Below are 15,327 nucleotides of genomic sequence, written 5' to 3'. Positions count from 1 at the left end.
GGAGGCGGCCGAGCGGCTCGGCGAGGACGACCGGGAGGCACGGGCGCAGGCGGCCGCCCGCGCGCGGGCGGCGGCCGAACGCCGCGAGCAGATCGCATACGCGCAGGGCGTGCTGGACATCACGGTCGGCTCGCGATCCAGCGATCTGGAGGAGGGCGAGACTCCGGAGATCCTCACCGCCGCCGACCTGCTGGGCGCCGAGGCGCTGGCCGGGCGGCAGGAGACGGTCACCCACCGCACCATCGCCGAGCGGGCCGCCGCCGACCGTAACTGGGCGTTCGGGCACGTGATCGTGGATGAGGCACAGGAGCTGTCCGCGATGGCTTGGCGGCTGCTCATGCGGCGCTGCCCGAGCCGCTCGATGACGATCGTGGGTGACGTGGCGCAGACCGGCGACGCCGCCGGCACCTCCTCGTGGGAGCGGGTCCTGCGCCCCCACGCCGATGACCGGTGGCGCCTCGCACAGCTGACCGTCAACTACCGGACCCCGGCCGAGATCATGGCCGCCGCCGCGGAGGTGCTCGCCGCCCTCGACCCCGGCATGCGGCCGCCCCGGTCCGTACGAGAGACGGGTGTGCCGCCCTGGCGCCTGGCCACCACCCCCACGGGTCTCCCGCATGCCCTGGCCGAGCACACCGCGCGGGAGGTGGCGCGCCTGGAGGAGGGCCGCCTGGCGGTGATCGTCCCGGATGCCCGCCTTTCGGAACTGGCCGCGGCCGTCACCGCGGAGGTCCCCGGCGCGGCCTACGGCGCCGACCCCGACCTGGAACGCCCGGTCGTGGTTCTCAGCGTCCGGCAGGCGAAGGGACTGGAGTTCGACTCGGTCCTCATCGCCGACCCGGCGGCCATCCTGACCGCCTCCCCGCGCGGCCGGAACGACCTGTACGTGGCCCTCACCCGTGCGACCCAGCGCCTCGGCGTCCTCCACCCGGGGCCGGCTCCGGCCGAGCTCGCCGGGGTCTTTGAACAATCCGTTGACAACGGATCGTTTAACTTTCTAGGGTGAGCGCATGACCGATGATCCGTTCATGGCTCCCGATCCGGCCGACTCCCGCGCCGAGCGCAGATATCTGGCGCTGACGAGGATCACCGAGCGGCACGCGCGCGGTGACCTACGGGAACGCTGGGAGCGGTCCCGGATGCCCATGGGCCCGCTGGACGCCTGGCGGCAGGTCGTCGACGTCGCGGGAGGTGGGCTGGCACTTCGGGAGCAAGAGCCCGGCGCGGACGTCGACGACATCGCCGCGGCCCTGACCCTGGTCCACTCGGCACGGGCGGAGGTGGACGAGCTGGAGATCGGGCTGCTGGAGATGGCGCGGGGACGCGGCATGACCTGGCAGCAGATCGCCTTCTCGATGGGGTTGGGCTCGGCCCAGGCGGCCCGCCAGCGCCACCAGCGCCTGACCGCCCGTACGGACCTGGATTGACCGGTGCCTATTGGCGGGTGCCTCATCGGGCGGCCCGGAGGCGGCCAGGGAGACGTTGACGATCGCCCCTGGCCCGGCGCAGGTGGGGCAGGGCTGCCCGGGCGAGCATGACTATGCCCGAGGCACCGATCGCCGTCCGGTCTGAGACCAGACGGCTCCGCCGTCCGTGACATTCGTCGTGCCTGTCACGAATACGCCCCTCGTCTGGTCATAGCTGGCATAAGGGCGGTCAATCGACTCGATGCCAGGCGCGCATCCCCCCAGGTGCACGCCATCCGGGCAGGCCGCGGCGCCGGTCCCCCGGCCTCGCGCCGCGGCCTGCCAACACTCCCGCCCGGCCGCCCTCGGTAGGCTTGAGGAGCAGGCGACGGACGGTATCGGGCGGGCGGTGGATGCGCGCAGAACAGCCGGGAACGGACAGCGGACTCGACCAGGCCGCCGCTGCCTTCCTGGAGGTGCGCCCGCGCCTGTTCGGCATCGCCTACCGCATGCTCGGCAGCGTTACGGAGGCCGAGGACATCCTCCAGGAGGTCTGGCTGCGCTGGCAGAAGACCGATCGCACCGCCGTGATCGACCCGCCGGCGTTCCTCGCCCGGATCACCACCCACCTGGCCATCAACCTCGCCCAATCCGCCAGGGCACGCCGCGAGACCTACGTCGGCCCCTGGCTGCCCGAGCCCGTCGACACCAGCGCCGACCCGGCGGTCGGAGCCGAGCGCGGAGAGGCCGTGGAGGTCGCGGTCCTGCTCCTGCTGGAGAAGCTCAACCCCACCGAGCGCGCCGCGTACGTCCTCCGCGAGGCCTTCGACTATCCGTACGGCGAGATCGCCGACATCCTCCGGCTCAGCGCCGTCAACACCCGCCAGATCGTCAGCCGCGCCCGCAAACGCCTGTCCGCCGAACGACGCGAACCCGTCGACACGGCCGAGCACCGGCGGCTCCTGGAGGTGTTCCTCGCCGCCGCCCGGGCCGGCGACGTCGCCGCGCTCGAGGACCTGTTCGCCGCCGACGTCGTCAGCTACACCGACGGCAACGGCATCAGGGGAGCCTCGAAGTTCCCCGTCGTCGGCCACACCCGCGTGGCGAGGTTCATCGCCGCCTTCGCCCCGCGTTTCTGGCCCGGCACGCACCTGGAATGGGTGGAGACCAACGGCAACCCCGGCGTCCTGATCTCGCGCGGCGGCACCGACCTCGCCCTGCTGAGCCTCGACGCTCGCCCGGACGGCATCCACACGCTCCTGTGGATGATGAACCCGGTGAAGCTGGAGGCCTTCGCGCGATCGCGCTCCCCCGCGAAGCCCACGTAGAACGGCCGGCCGCGGTCATGCCGGCTCGGCGACGATGATGTAGAAGGTCACGGCTGCGAGGAACGGCCCGCGGGCGAGGTGGTCCAGCCAGCGTCGCGCGTCCTCGGCGGTGAGGTACCCGGCGGCCACGGCCCGCCGGGTGGTGCGCTCAAGGCCGAGCACCCTGTCGGCGGCCTGGACGTCCCGGAACACCGGGGTCACGGGAATGACCACCGGCACGGAGAATCCGGCATCGGCCGCCAGCCGGGCGAGCTGCCTGCCGATCCTCGCGTTGCGGATCACCTGATCGGTGACGTGGCGGGTGTAGGCGCTGGAGAGCCCGCTGTCGGGATGGTCGATGGCCAGGGTGTCCCAGTCGGGTTCGCCCATGGCCAGCCGCCCGCCCGGCCGCAGCACCCGGCGGATCTGGGTCAGCGCCCGGGCGGGATCGGCCACGTGTTGCAACACCCGGTCGGTACGGGCCCGGTCGACGGTGCCGTCCGCCAGCGGCAGGTCGTGGACGTCGCCGAGACAGACCTCAACGGCGGGAAGGCCGGCGGTGCGCTCCCGGGCGGCGTCGACCATCTTCTCGTCACTGTCGACGCCGATCACCGCTCCGGCCGGGGTGACCGTCTCGGCGAGAGATCCAAGGTCAGTGCCCGGACCACAGCCGACGTCCAGGACCTTCTGCCCGGCGCGGACGTCGAGTTCTTCGAACATGCGCCGCTTGTACGAGCGGCCCGCGTCGGTCCCGGCGAGCCGGTCCAGGTAGGAGACGTGGTCCGGCGTGGTCGTCTCGAATGTCGATGAGGTCACGAACATCAGTGAACCAGCCACGCGCAGGCTCGGCCGGGAGACCGGGACGATCGGGGCGATTCACCGACGCGGCGAGCGCTCGGGGCGATGCGTCGCCGTGCCGAGGGTTCGCCGCACCTACCGTTTGCGCATGAGCAGATGGCCTCGGCGGAACCGCTCGTCCTCGCGAGGCTCGCGCAGCATCCGGCCGACCTCCACGAAGTCCGCCTTGCGGGCCAGTGCGGCCAGGTCGTCGATCGGCCACCGGTAGGCCGGCGTCACCTTGTGGTCGAACACCTCCACCGGCCCGCCCTCGGACTCGAAGAAGCCGAGCAGGAGATGGCCGCCCGGAGCCAGCACCCGGCGGAACTCGGTGAAGTACGGCGGCAGCTCCTCCGGAGGGGTGTGGATGACGGAGTACCAGGACACGATGCCGCTCAGTTCTCCGTCGGCCAGGTCGAGGGCGTCCATCGAGCCGACCTCGAAGCGCACATCGGGATGGGCGGCACGGGCATGGTCGATCATCGCCGGTGACAGGTCGACGCCGAAGGCGTCCAGGCCCAGGCCCCGCAGGTGTGCGGTCAGGTAGCCGGGGCCGCAGCCGAGCTCGGCGACGGTTCCGGCGCCGTCGGCCGCCACGAAGGCGGCGAACGCGGCGAGCACCGCGCGGTCCAGCGGCAGCCGGCTGAGCGAGTCTCGGACGAACTCGGCGTAGAGGGCCACCACGGCGTCGTAGGCCTCTGCTGTCGTGCTCAGGTGGGCAGGTCGTTCGATCACGGCGGACGACTCTAGTTCCTCGTCTCGCTACCGCATCAGGTGATCGCACTCTTCGGTGGCGCTCTCGTAACCGCCCCGGAGGAAGGCGTGGATCGCCGCCAGCTGGTCGGCGGAGAAGGTGGCCGTCAACCGGCGGCTGCGGGCGTCCATCCCTTCGTAGAACGACGCGATCCGTTCGAGTGCCGGGGCCGAGGCTTCGACGAGGACGCGGCGGCGGTCCCCCGGGTCCGGTCTGCGCCGGACGTATCCCGCCTTCTCCAAGCGGTCGATCATGTGCGTGACCGCGCCGGTGGTGCGGCCGAGCCGAGCGCTGAGGGCGCCGGCGGTGGAGGCTCCGGCCCGGTCGAGTACGTGCAGGCAGAGCAGGTCGGTCTGCGCGATGCCGAGATGCCGGGCGATCAGGTCGTTCAGGCGCCCCAGCGCCCCGGCGAGGTCTGTCATGGCCGCGATGATCCGGTCGGCCGGTTCGTCGGTCTGGTCGTCCTGCGGTTTGACGGGCATGCGCGATTCCATTTACCTTCACGATTAAGATACTTAGCTATGCAGCTACTGTATCGGATGCTTACGGGTCGGTTCCCCTTGGAAGGAGTCCTGGTATGGACGGCTGGTACGTGGACGACCGTTGCGTCAACTGCGATGCCGCCCGGCAGCTCGCGCCCGGCCTGATCGGCGAGGCCGACGGCAGGTCACGGGTTCTGCGCCCGCCGCACGATGATGCGGAGGCACGGCGACTCCACGCGGCCGCCTTCGCCTGCCCCACACGCTCGATCCACCCGCCGTCCGGTCGTCTGGACCAGGCGCTCGACCCTTTTCCGATGGCCTTGGACGACGGCGTCCTGCTGTGCGGGCACAACTCCCGGCACACCGCCGGGGCCAATTCCTACCTGCTGCCGCGGCCGTCGGGCACGGCGATGATGATCGACACACCTCGCTGGAGCCGTACGCTCGCCGAGCGCTACGCGGCGCCGGGCCGCGTCACCGACGTGCTGCTCACGCATCGAGACCACGCCGCGCACGGCCGCCGCTACGCGGACCATTTCGGCGCCCGCCTGTGGATCCACGAGGGCGACCTCGACGCGGCACCGGACGCGGACCACGTGATCCGGGGCCTCGAACCCGCGGAGATCGGCGACGGGGTCACCGTCCATCCGCTGCCCGGCCACACCAGCGGCAGCGTGCTCTACCTCGCGGATGACCGCTACTGCTTCAGCGGCGACAGCTTCTACTGGTCACGCACCACCGGTGATCTGGAGGTCGCGGACAGCGTCACCTGGTACTCCATCCAGGAGCTGGCCGCCTCCCTGGCCAGAACGGTCGGGCGGGCACGCTTCGAATGGGTCCTGCCCGGACACGGTGACCGTCACCGCCTGACCGCCGACGAGATGTCCCGGCGGTTGCAGGCGCTGGCGGAACGCACCCGGCTGCTGCGGCCCAGGCCGATCGACTTCACGGCCGTCCGATGGTGAGGGCCGCCGACGTCATGGGGGGCGGACGGGTTCCGTACCCTCCGAGTCAGAGGCAGCCCAGAACCGGGAGACGCGATGAGCCACCGGCACCCCCTGTTCGCCCGCTATTACGCCCGCACCAGCCAAGTGCTGGAACGCGGCGTCGGCGCGTACCGCGCGAAGCTTTTGAACGGCCTGTCCGGCAGGGTGATCGAAGTGGGAGCCGGCAACGGCCTCAACTTCGCCCACTACCCCGACATGGTCACCGAGGTCATCGCCGTCGAGCCCGAACCACACCTGCGTTCCATCGCCGAGACCTCCGCTCGCCAGGCCACCGTCCCGATCACGGTCGTCGACGGTCTGGCCGACCATCTCCCCGCCGCCGACGGCTCGTGCGACGCCGCGGTCGCCTCTCTGGTCCTGTGCAGCGTCCCGGACGAGGACACCGCACTCGCCGAGATACACCGCGTCCTCAGACCCGGCGGCGAGCTGCGCTTCTTCGAACACGTCCGGGCGGCGACGTCCGGGCGGCGCCGCCTGCAGAAGGCTCTCGACAGCACCGTCTGGCCCTGGTTCGCCGGCGGCTGCCACTGCGGCCGTGACACCCGGGCGGCGATCGAACGCGCCGGGTTCGTGATCGACCGCATCGACCGGCTCACCACCGAGGACACCCAGATCCCGTTCCCGGCCACACCACAGATCCTCGGCACCGCCCTCCGCCCCCCGGTGGAATAGGTGACCCGTCTCCCCACGCTCGTCGTCGTCAGCGGCCCTCCCGGAGCGGGCAAGACCACTCTCGCGCACGCGATCGCGCGGGCGGTGGGGTGCCCGGCGATCTGCCGTGACGAGATCAAGGAGGGCATGGTGCATGCCGCCCCTGGATTCGAGGCGGGCCCGGGCGACGCGTTGAGCAGGCGGACGCTGCCGACGTTCTTCGGCGTTCTCCACCTGCTGGTGAACGCCGGTGTGACCGTGGTGGCGGAGGCGGCGTTCCAGGACCGGCTGTGGCGGCCCGGGCTGGCGCCGTTCCACGGGCTGGCGCGCATCCGCATCGTCCACTGCCTGGTCGACGCGGACGTCGCGTACTCGCGGCGGCTACGGCGCTGGGAGGACGATCCGCTGCGCCGGGCACATGAGAGCACCCGGCCGAAGGACGCGGCGGCACGCCACGACGCGTTCGATCGAATCTCGGTGGACGCCCCCGGGATCGAGGTCGACACAACCGACGGCTACACCCCCGGCCTCGACAAGATCGTGGCATTCGTCAACGGCTGAGGCGTCAGAGGAGGCCGGCGTCGCGGATCTTCATGGCGACGTGGACGCGGTTGTCGGTCTCGAGTTTGGTGAAGATCCGGGTGATGTTGGCCTTCACGGTGGCGACGCTCATGTAGAGACGTTGGGCGATCTCGGCGTTGGACGCGCCGCGGGCCACTTCGACGGCGACCTCGCGCTCCCGGTCGGTGAGCCGGGCCAGTTCGCGTTGCGCGTGGGTACGGGGGAGATCGTGCCGGGTGGCGGCGGCGATCAGCCGGCGGGTGACGCTCGGTGAGAGGACCGGCTCACCCCTGGTCACGTTACGGACCGCCTCGATCATCTTGGCCGGCGGTGTGTCCTTCAGCAGGAAGCCCGCGGCGCCGAGTCGCAGGGCCCGGAGCACCATGTCGTCCGCGTCGAAGGTGGTGAGCACGAGGATCCGAGGTGGAGCCGGGCGCGTCAACAGGTGCTCGGTGGTGGTCAGGCCGTCCTGGACGGGCATCCGGATGTCCATCAGGACGACGTCGGGCCCGAGTTCGTCGATCACCCGCATGGCCTCGCGGCCGTCGCCGGCCTCGCCGACGATCTCCAGGTCGGGCTCGCCGCCCAGGATGAGGCGCAGCCCGGTCCGTACCATCGGGTCGTCATCGACGATCACCAGTCGGTTCACGATCTCGGAATCTCCCAGGGCAGGCAGGCGTCGAGGACGAAGCATCCGCTCCGGAGGGCATGGCTGAGGCTACCGCCCGCCATGCGGGTGCGTTCGGCCAGGCCGACCAGCCCCAGCCGCCCGCCCGGTCCGGGGGACGCCCCGGACGCCGGGTTGCTCACCCGGATGCGCAGGCCCTCTCCCGGCCGCCCGTCGAGTTCGGCGGTCACCCGGCTGCCCGGTGCGTGCTTGCGCGCGTTGGTGAGGGCCTCCTGGAGGATCCGGTAGGCGTGCCGGCCGGTCTGTTCGGGGAGCAGGTCCCGGTCGGCGATGGTGTCGGCCACCTCGACCCGCTGGCCGGCGGCCCGTACCTCGTCGACCAGGGCGCCGAGGTGGGCCAGGGTCGGCTGCGGAGCCGCGACGGCGCCATCGGACCGTAGCGTCCCGAGCACGGTGCGCAGCTCGTTCAGCGACCGGTGCGCGTTCTCCTGGATCGCCTGCGCCGCCCCGCGGATCTCCTCGGCGGTGAGGTCGGTCCGGTACGCCAGGCCGCCGGCGAGCATCGACAGCAGCGAGAGCCGGTGCGCGAGGATGTCGTGCATCTCCTGGGCGATCTTGGCGCGCTCCGCCAGTCTCGCCTGCTCGATCCGGGACAGTTGCTCACGCTCGGCGCTCACCTCCGCCTCGCGGCGCGAGGCCGCCAAGTCGCGGCGTCCGCGCAGATAGAGGCCGAAGACGGTGAGTCCGCCGAGGACAGCGGTGCCGGTCGTCAGGGAGACGACGGTCGCCTGGTCGACGCCGAACCGGACCGAACGCGCCACCAGGCACAGCCAGGACACGATCGCGACGGGAATGAGCTCACGCCGGCGCCGACGCGTGCTCAGGGAGACGTACGCCACCTGCGCCGGGCCGGACGCGATGTCGGAATAGCCGGTCAGCAGGCTGGTCGCCAACGCGATCTGCCAGGGCCGGCGTCGTCGCCAGCGCATCAGGACCAGCCCGATCAGGCCCAGCGTCAGGTCGACCAGCGCCGGAACGAGCCGGTCGTGGTCGCGGGAGACGGTCGCGGCCCACGTGGACGCGTAGAACATCATCGGAAGGACGGCGCACAGGTAGCGCAGCGCGACACCCGTACGGTCGAGGGGCGGCTGGTTCTGCGTGTGGTCCTCCACAGCTCGCAGCCTAGGGACGTCCTCGCCGGTGGCGTTAGCGACTCAGGTCGATCGCCGGCCGACCCAGGTCTACGCATGTCGGCGGTGAGCCAGGCCTGCGCACGGCCGCGTTCGACCTGGGTCCGATGATCCGTCGTACCGCCTCCGATGGACTGAACGCATGATCGAATTCAGTCACGTCAGCAAGGCGTACCGAGGCGTACAGGCGCTCGACGACGTGTCCTTCACCGTCGGCCCGGGGTGCGTCACGGGCTTCCTCGGGCCCAACGGCGCCGGGAAGTCGACGGCTCTGCGCATCCTGACCGGGCTCGCCCGCGCCACCTCCGGCTCGGCCACCGTGTTCGGCCGGGCGTACGCCGAACTGGACAACCCCGGAGCGCGCGTCGGCACGCTGCTGGACGCCGGCGCCCTGCACCCGGGACGTACGGGACGGGAGACCCTCACCCTCGGCGCGATGATGATCGGCCTGCCGAGGGCACGGGTCGGCGAGGTCCTCGATCTGGTCGGACTGACCGACCGGGAGGCCGGCCGGACCGTCGGCGGCTACTCGCTGGGGATGCGGCAACGCCTCTGCATCGGCCATGCGCTCCTCGGTCGGCCCGAGGTCCTCATCCTCGACGAGCCCGCCAACGGCCTCGACCCCCAGGGCATCCACTGGATGCGCGTGCTGCTCCGCGGGCTCGCGGACTCGGGATGCTCGGTGCTGCTCAGCTCGCACCTCCTGCATGAGATCGAGCAGGTCGCCGACCGCGTCGTGATGATCGGACGCGGCCGGATCCTGACGCAGGGCACCGTCGCCGAACTGGGCCGAAACCTCGAAGAGACCTTCCTCGAACTCACCGCGAACGCCGACCGGAGCGCCTCATGACCGATACTCACGGCTCTTCCGTCCCCTTCCACCGGCTGCTGGGAGTCGAGACGCGCAAGCTCTTCGACACGCGCAGCGCCAAGGTCATGACCCTGGTCCTGGCCGGCCTCACCGTCGCGGCCATCACCGCCCGCGGCGTCGAGGCCGGTCCGCGGCCCCAGACACTGGCCGGCACCGCGGGGGTCGGCTTCGGCACGCTCCTCCCGATACTCGGCATCCTCACGGTGACCGGCGAATGGAGCCACCGCACCAATCTGACCACCTTCACACTCGAACCTCGACGCCACCGGGTGTCGGCGGCCAAGTGCCTGCCACCGTTGATCACAGCCGTGGCCGCCTCGCTGTTCGCCCTGCTGGTGACGGTGCCGGTGACGATCGTCGTGGCCCGGGTCGAGAATGCCCCGGCCGACTGGAACTTCGGACCGCTCGCCATGCTGGGCTGGACCGCGACGAACGTTCTGATGGTCGCGATGGGACTGGCCATCGGCATGCTCCTGCTGAACGCCCCGGCCTCGATCGTCTGCTACCTGTCGACACCCGCCCTGGGAAACCTCGTCGGCCACCTCGGCGGCACCGGCGAACTCCTGGTCCGCTGGCTCGACCCGAACACCACGATCGGCCCGCTGGCAAAGGGCGACATGTCCGGACCCGACGCCGCCCGCCTGGGCGTGTCGATCATCTTCTGGATCGTCATGCCGATGACGGCCGGCCTCATACGCACGATCCGCAAGGAGGCGAACTGACTCTCCACGCTGCGCGGGCGGTGGATGCATGAGCGCATGGCGTACCGGGAGGCCGCGAGCATCGGCGCCGATCAACCCGCGGTGGCCTGGGTCAACGCTCTGCCGATGCCTTGGCCGCGGGCGCTCTCATCCACCACGACGTCTTCGATCCGGCCGCGCAGCCCCGATGGGATCGGGAACATGACGAGTGTCAGCATGCCGACGACGCGATCCTCGCCGCGAGCCATGAACACGGTGTTCGTCGGGCACTCGACGATGCTCGTCACGGCGGCGTGATCGAGCGGCTCGGCCGAACGCCTCGGTGTAAGGCTCGACGCCGTCTGTCTGGACCATCCGCTCGGCCATCAGGTGGCTAGTGGATGCCATCGCGCCAGTGCTCGGCCGTCATTCGCCACAGGACGTGCGGCCGGAGCGGGTGGTCTTCGTCCAGCAGGGGGTGGTCGAAGTCGTCGGCGGGGTCATTGGTCATGCCGATGCGCCTCATCACCTTCTGGGATCGCAGGTTGGTGCGGCTCGTGAATGAGACCACCTCGGCGAGTTCGAGGTCGTCGAAGGCGAAGGTGAGCGCGCGTTGGGCGGCTTCGCTGGCGTAGCCATGGCCCCAGCTGGATCGGCTCAGCCGCCAGCCGACCTCCACCGCGGGGGTGAAGTGCGCCTTGAAGCCCGGCACCGAAAGGCCGGTGAACCCGATGAACTGCCCGGTCTCGGCGATCTCCAGGGCCCAGAGCCCGAACCCGTACTCCTCGAAGCGGGTCTCGATCCGGTCGATCATCGTGTCGCTCTCATCCCGGGTGAGCGTGGCCGGGAAGTGCTCCATGACCTCGGGGTCGGCGTTCAGCGCGGCGAAAGGCTCCCGGTCGCCGTCTCGCCAGCGCCGGAGCACGAGTCGTTCGGTCTTCAGCATCGATGTTTCAGGCACCGAGTGACCGTACAAGATGCCCGCCCTCGGGTCGGAGCGGTTCGGCGGGTTCTGTGACGGTGCGGTCCTACGCCTGCGAAGGGATCGCTCCCCAGTGAAGGGACAGTCCGGTGGCGGCACGATCCGCGGTGATCTGCATCATGCTGCCGAGAATCGTCGCCCGGTCCGCGACCAGGGCCGTCCCGTCCGGCCCATAGGTGATCCGGTCGCTGACCAGCACCGGCGCGCCCTCGTCCTCGTCCAGGTGCCGGGCCATGTCCGCGTCGAGTACGTCAGGCCGGATCGTTTCGGATGCCCGGGCCACCACGATCCCGATGTCGGCCAGGGCCGCGTACAACGAGGTGGTGGTGAAGTCCACGTCACGCAACAGGTCCGCGTGCGGCGCGCGTACCCAGGAGATCTGATGAATCGCCCGGCGGCCGGCGAAGGCGCGGACCCGCTCCAGCCGCAGCCCGGTCTCGGTCTCGCGGGCCCGCAGCCGCGCCGCGATGGGCGCGGGCACGCGGCGCTGCGCACGGGCGACCACGATGGTGCGGACCTCGTGACCCTGCTCGCGCAAGTCGTCGGCAAAGCTCCGCAAGGATCCCAACTCGTACGCCAAATGGGGCGGTGTGACAAAGGTGCCCTTGCCGGGGCGCTGGACGATCAGCCCCTCGGCGCCCAGTTCCCGCAGCGCCTGGCGCAGCGTCATCAAGGTGACGCCGTACGCCGCGCTCAGCTCGCGCTGTGCGGGCAGCGCCTCGCCCGGGGCGTAGTGGCCGTCGCGGATCTTCGCGGCGAGGTCGGCGGCGATGGCCCGGTAGCGTGCCATGCTGTTCTCTCCTCTTCTTCGCCCGTCGGGCCGCTTCGACTGTCGCCGGCGACGCTCATCGTACGGCGGCCGACCCGGAAAGCGCGTCCCGCAGTGACGCCACGAACGCGCCGACCTCGGCCGGGCCGGCTCCGTCGAGGATGCGGCGCATGACGGCCGCGCCGACGATGACGCCGTCGGCGACCGCCGCCGCCTCGGCCGCCTGTTCGGGCGTGGAGATCCCGAAGCCCAGGAGGACGGGCAGGTCGGTGACCTTCTTGACCCGGACGGCAAGGGCCGCGGCGGACGGGGCGAGCCGGTCGCGTTCGCCGGTCGTGCCCATGACCGAGACCGCGTACACGAAGCCCCGGCTGCGCCGCCCGATCTCGGCGAGACGGTCGTCCGGCGTCACGGGCGAGGCGAGCAGGCTGACCTCGACGCCCGGCACGCTCAGCCCGGCCAGCTCGTCGAGCGGCAGATCGGGCACGATCAGCCCGGTGATCCCGGCGGCGCGGAGGGCGTCGGTGAATCCCGGCCGCAGCGCGATGTTGGCGTACGTGCTCGCGATGAGCGGGACGCCGACGGGCGTTGTGGCCAGTTCCGCCAGGACGGACGCGGGGGTGGCCCCCCGTGAGAGCGCCGCGTCGGACGCCTCCTGGATGGTCGGGCCGTCCACTGTGGGGTCGGAGAACGGTAGCCCGACCTCGATCAGGTCTGCCCCGGCGTCCTCGAACGCGGTCAGATAGGCGACCCAGTCCGGCCCGACGCCGGCGGTGATGTAGGGCATCAGCAGCTTCGTCACAGCTCCGCCTCTGTCATGAGGGTGGTGACGTCCTTGTCGCCGCGCCCGGAGAGCGTGACGAGGACGGTCGAGCCGCTGGGCAGGACCGATGTCCCGGCGGCGCGGATCACCCAGGCCAGGGCGTGCGCCGACTCGATCGCGGGCAGTATCCCCTCGGTCCGGGCGAGCCGCACGGCTGCCGCGATCGCCTCCGCGTCCGAGACCGTGACGTAGCGGGCGCGCCCCAGATCCCGCAGGTACGCGTGCTCGGGTCCGACGCCGGGGTAGTCCAGCCCGGCCGCGATCGAGTGCGCCTCCCTGATCTGCCCGTGTTCGTCCTGGAGGAACAGCGACTGGAAGCCGTGCAGTACGCCGATCTCGCCGTTCGAGGCACTGGAACCGCCTTCGGCCTCGACGCCGACGAGCTTCGCGTCCGTGTCGACGAAGCCCGCGAAGGTACCCGCCGCGTTGCTGCCCCCGCCGACGCAGGCGACGACGTGGTCGGGGACGGCGGCGGGCAGTTCGGTCGCACACTGCCGCCGGGCCTCGTCGCCGATGACGCGCTGGAACTCGCGCACCATCGTCGGGTAGGGGTGCGGGCCGACGACCGAACCCACGCAGTAGTACGCCTCGTCGGCGTCGGCGACCCAGTCGCGCATCGCCGCGCTGGTGGCGTCCTTGAGCGTACGGCTGCCGGTGGCCACCGGGACGACCTCGGCGCCCAGCAGCCGCATCCGGAACACGTTGTGCGCCTGGCGTTCCACGTCCCGCTCGCCCATGAAGACCTTCACGGGCAGCCCCAGCAGGGCACCCGCCGTCGCGGTGGCGACGCCGTGCATGCCCGCGCCGGTCTCGGCGATCAGCCGCGTACGACCCATGCGCCGGGCCAGCATCGCCTGCCCCATCACATTGTTGATCTTGTGGGAGCCGGTGTGCGCCAGGTCTTCCCGTTTGAGCAGAACGGTCACGCCGAGTTCGGCCGACAGCCGCAGGGCGGGCGTCAGCGGGGTCGGCCGACCCGCGTGGACCGAGAGCAGCCGGGCGAGGCCGCCCCGGAACCCGGGGTCGGCCCATGCCTCGGCGAACGCGTCCGCCACCGCCTGGCAGGCGGGGATCAGCGACTCCGGGACGTATCGCCCGCCGTAGTCGCCGAACCGTCCCATGGTTCGGCTCACTGTTATAGAACTCATGGATGAGTTATAGAACAGTTGTCTGGATCCCGGCAAGCCGGTCCCCGGTCGGCGGGGCCTGGGCTTCACCGCCGGGACGCCGTAGGCGCTTCTGGAGGCGCACCCGCCCGCAAGCAGGCCGTGGCGGCGTAGGCGTCGTGGTTCGCGAGTTCTTCGATTTGGCCGGCTGCCGGTTTCATGATTGGCGGGCGTGACCTACACCGGAAGCCGGGCGGCGGGCGGCGGGCGGCGGGCGGCGATGCTGCCCGCCCGCCGCGCTTCACCCGGCCGAGGCCATCGCAATCCGCAAATGGGATTTCCCGTTTCCCGAACAAGGCCGGGCCGACTCTCATGCCCTATCGCGCGACTCTCCTGAACTGCCGCGCGCCGGCTTTCAATCCGTTTCCCCTCGGCTCCATTCGTGGAGAAACGGCCGTTGATCGACTAGTGGGCGTAGCGGCGCTCGCAGGCCGTGTGGACGGCGGTCGCGTCGTCAAGGCAGACCCAGACATATGCGGCACCGCCGACAACGTCCGCAGGAAGTGTGGTCGGAACCTCGACGATCGCGTCGCAGTGAGTACTACTGCTCCTGGGGCCGAGCGATCCGCCGGCAGCATCGTAGGCGCTGAGCCACGCCCTTCTGCAGCCGACGGCCCGCATGTTCCCGTCGAATCCGACCGACCGGCCGTAGAAGGTCAGGGTGCCCCCGAGCCAGCTACCGGAGCCGTCCTTGACCACGACCGTTTGGGCCGGGTAGGTGGCGGTAGAGGCTGAGGCGGCCGGTGCGGTCAGGGCCGTGGACACGGCCAGGCCTGCCATGGCGGCGAGGGTGAGAACAGATCGGCCTAACGTCACGCGAGGCTCCTTTGGTGGCGAATGTGCGAGATGACGCCATAAGACTGCCCGCCGCTCTTGCATTTGTCCAGGATGCGAAGCGGCCTTCTCGCCACTGAATGCACGACGTTTCGACGGCCGGCCCGGGCCAGAGAACCGCCGATATTGAGCCGTTGTTTTGATCGCATCGCGTGGCGTTCAAATGCCACTGCTTCCGGTTGTCGTTTTCGGGCGAGGCGGTGCATCGAGGTCGCCGTCGGGCGGTCAGGAGGGGCTCTTCGGGCTCCCTGCCATGGCCTGGATGCTTTCTATTTCCATTGTCCGAACATTGCGGAGACTTCACGATGTCGGGGGCCCCCTGCGGGTCGACCGATTCGCGCGGGTCACCCACCACCGACCGGCGCCCGACGCCGGTACG

The 15,327-nt window shown here is 70.8% G+C and carries 18 protein-coding genes and 1 pseudogene; 8 read left to right on the top strand and 11 right to left on the bottom strand.

Going from position 1 to position 15,327, the window contains the following annotated elements; translation table 11 throughout:
* The 3 genes from ACFFNX_RS02105 to ACFFNX_RS02095 all read left to right on the top strand — a co-directional run.
* On the top strand, positions 1-1,006 hold a 1,006-nt coding region (locus ACFFNX_RS02105; RefSeq protein ID WP_378194147.1), incomplete at its 5' end, for an ATP-binding domain-containing protein.
* Between the two features lie 4 nt (positions 1,007-1,010).
* Positions 1,011-1,427 carry a DNA-binding protein gene (locus tag ACFFNX_RS02100; protein WP_378194144.1) on the top strand — a complete coding sequence of 139 codons (417 nt, stop codon included), beginning with the start codon at positions 1,011-1,013 and terminating at the stop codon, positions 1,425-1,427.
* Between the two features lie 392 nt (positions 1,428-1,819).
* A complete protein-coding gene (locus ACFFNX_RS02095; protein ID WP_378194141.1) occupies positions 1,820-2,734 on the top strand; it encodes an RNA polymerase sigma-70 factor in 915 nt (304 codons plus the stop codon).
* Between the two features lie 15 nt (positions 2,735-2,749).
* Here ACFFNX_RS02095 and ACFFNX_RS02090 read toward each other — a convergent pair whose 3' ends face one another.
* From ACFFNX_RS02090 to ACFFNX_RS02080, 3 genes are all read right to left on the bottom strand, one after another.
* Positions 2,750-3,529, bottom strand: coding sequence for a methyltransferase domain-containing protein (locus ACFFNX_RS02090; protein ID WP_378194138.1), 780 nt, complete (start codon positions 3,527-3,529; stop codon positions 2,750-2,752).
* Positions 3,530-3,646: 117 nt separating this feature from the next.
* Positions 3,647-4,285 carry a class I SAM-dependent methyltransferase gene (locus ACFFNX_RS02085; RefSeq protein WP_378194135.1) on the bottom strand — a complete coding sequence of 213 codons (639 nt, stop codon included), beginning with the start codon at positions 4,283-4,285 and terminating at the stop codon, positions 3,647-3,649.
* Positions 4,286-4,312: 27 nt separating this feature from the next.
* The gene (locus ACFFNX_RS02080) at positions 4,313-4,786 is read right to left on the bottom strand and encodes a MarR family winged helix-turn-helix transcriptional regulator (protein ID WP_378194132.1); all 474 of its coding nucleotides are present in this window, start codon (positions 4,784-4,786) and stop codon (positions 4,313-4,315) included.
* A gap of 95 nt (positions 4,787-4,881) precedes the next feature.
* Here ACFFNX_RS02080 and ACFFNX_RS02075 point away from each other — a divergent pair, with 95 nt between their 5' ends.
* The 3 genes from ACFFNX_RS02075 to ACFFNX_RS02065 all read left to right on the top strand — a co-directional run bounded on the left by ACFFNX_RS02075 (position 4,882) and on the right by ACFFNX_RS02065 (position 7,005).
* A complete protein-coding gene (locus tag ACFFNX_RS02075) occupies positions 4,882-5,751 on the top strand; it encodes a 4Fe-4S domain-containing protein (protein WP_378194129.1) in 870 nt (289 codons plus the stop codon).
* A gap of 75 nt (positions 5,752-5,826) precedes the next feature.
* Positions 5,827-6,465, top strand: a complete 639-nt coding sequence (locus ACFFNX_RS02070; protein WP_378194127.1) for a class I SAM-dependent methyltransferase — start codon at positions 5,827-5,829, stop codon at positions 6,463-6,465.
* Complete coding sequence (locus ACFFNX_RS02065; protein ID WP_378194124.1) at positions 6,466-7,005, top strand: P-loop nucleotide/nucleoside kinase family protein; 540 nt, start codon at positions 6,466-6,468, stop codon at positions 7,003-7,005. It begins immediately after the preceding gene.
* Between the two features lie 4 nt (positions 7,006-7,009).
* Here ACFFNX_RS02065 and ACFFNX_RS02060 read toward each other — a convergent pair whose 3' ends face one another.
* Together ACFFNX_RS02060 and ACFFNX_RS02055 are read right to left on the bottom strand one after the other, a co-directional pair.
* On the bottom strand, positions 7,010-7,654 hold the full coding sequence (locus ACFFNX_RS02060; protein ID WP_378194121.1) for a response regulator: 645 nt from the start codon (positions 7,652-7,654) through the stop codon (positions 7,010-7,012).
* Positions 7,651-8,805 (bottom strand): sensor histidine kinase, encoded by a 1,155-nt coding sequence (locus tag ACFFNX_RS02055; protein WP_378194118.1) that lies wholly within the window; start codon positions 8,803-8,805, stop codon positions 7,651-7,653. The genes ACFFNX_RS02060 and ACFFNX_RS02055 overlap by 4 nt, the downstream gene beginning before the upstream one ends.
* A 160-nt stretch (positions 8,806-8,965) precedes the next feature.
* Here ACFFNX_RS02055 and ACFFNX_RS02050 point away from each other — a divergent pair, with 160 nt between their 5' ends.
* Complete coding sequence (locus tag ACFFNX_RS02050; RefSeq protein WP_378194115.1) at positions 8,966-9,673, top strand: ABC transporter ATP-binding protein; 708 nt, start codon at positions 8,966-8,968, stop codon at positions 9,671-9,673.
* Positions 9,670-10,416 carry an ABC transporter permease gene (locus ACFFNX_RS02045; RefSeq protein WP_378194112.1) on the top strand — a complete coding sequence of 249 codons (747 nt, stop codon included), beginning with the start codon at positions 9,670-9,672 and terminating at the stop codon, positions 10,414-10,416. Before ACFFNX_RS02050 ends, ACFFNX_RS02045 begins: the two co-directional genes overlap by 4 nt.
* 71 nt (positions 10,417-10,487) lie before the next feature.
* Here ACFFNX_RS02045 and ACFFNX_RS02040 read toward each other — a convergent pair.
* From ACFFNX_RS02040 to ACFFNX_RS02015, 6 genes and pseudogenes are all read right to left on the bottom strand, one after another.
* Positions 10,488-10,688 (bottom strand): annotated as a pseudogene (locus tag ACFFNX_RS02040) (GNAT family N-acetyltransferase); the annotation flags it as partial.
* Between the two features lie 80 nt (positions 10,689-10,768).
* Positions 10,769-11,335, bottom strand: coding sequence for a GNAT family N-acetyltransferase (locus ACFFNX_RS02035; RefSeq protein ID WP_378194110.1), 567 nt, complete (start codon positions 11,333-11,335; stop codon positions 10,769-10,771).
* A 67-nt stretch (positions 11,336-11,402) separates the two neighbouring features.
* The gene (locus ACFFNX_RS02030; RefSeq protein WP_378194108.1) at positions 11,403-12,146 is read right to left on the bottom strand and encodes a GntR family transcriptional regulator; all 744 of its coding nucleotides are present in this window, start codon (positions 12,144-12,146) and stop codon (positions 11,403-11,405) included.
* Positions 12,147-12,201: 55 nt separating this feature from the next.
* Positions 12,202-12,927, bottom strand: a complete 726-nt coding sequence (gene trpA, locus ACFFNX_RS02025) for a tryptophan synthase subunit alpha (protein ID WP_378194105.1) — start codon at positions 12,925-12,927, stop codon at positions 12,202-12,204.
* Positions 12,924-14,069 carry a tryptophan synthase subunit beta gene (gene trpB / locus ACFFNX_RS02020; protein ID WP_378194102.1) on the bottom strand — a complete coding sequence of 382 codons (1,146 nt, stop codon included), beginning with the start codon at positions 14,067-14,069 and terminating at the stop codon, positions 12,924-12,926. The genes trpA and trpB overlap by 4 nt, the downstream gene beginning before the upstream one ends.
* 450 nt (positions 14,070-14,519) lie before the next feature.
* Positions 14,520-14,894: a hypothetical protein gene (locus tag ACFFNX_RS02015; protein ID WP_378194098.1), complete on the bottom strand. Its 375-nt coding sequence runs from the start codon at positions 14,892-14,894 to the stop codon at positions 14,520-14,522.
* Positions 14,895-15,327 lie beyond the last annotated feature (433 nt).

Source organism: Actinoallomurus acaciae (assembly GCF_042429965.1).
Lineage (GTDB): Bacteria > Actinomycetota > Actinomycetes > Streptosporangiales > Streptosporangiaceae > Actinoallomurus > Actinoallomurus acaciae.
This window is presented reverse-complemented; position numbering and strand designations above follow the sequence as displayed.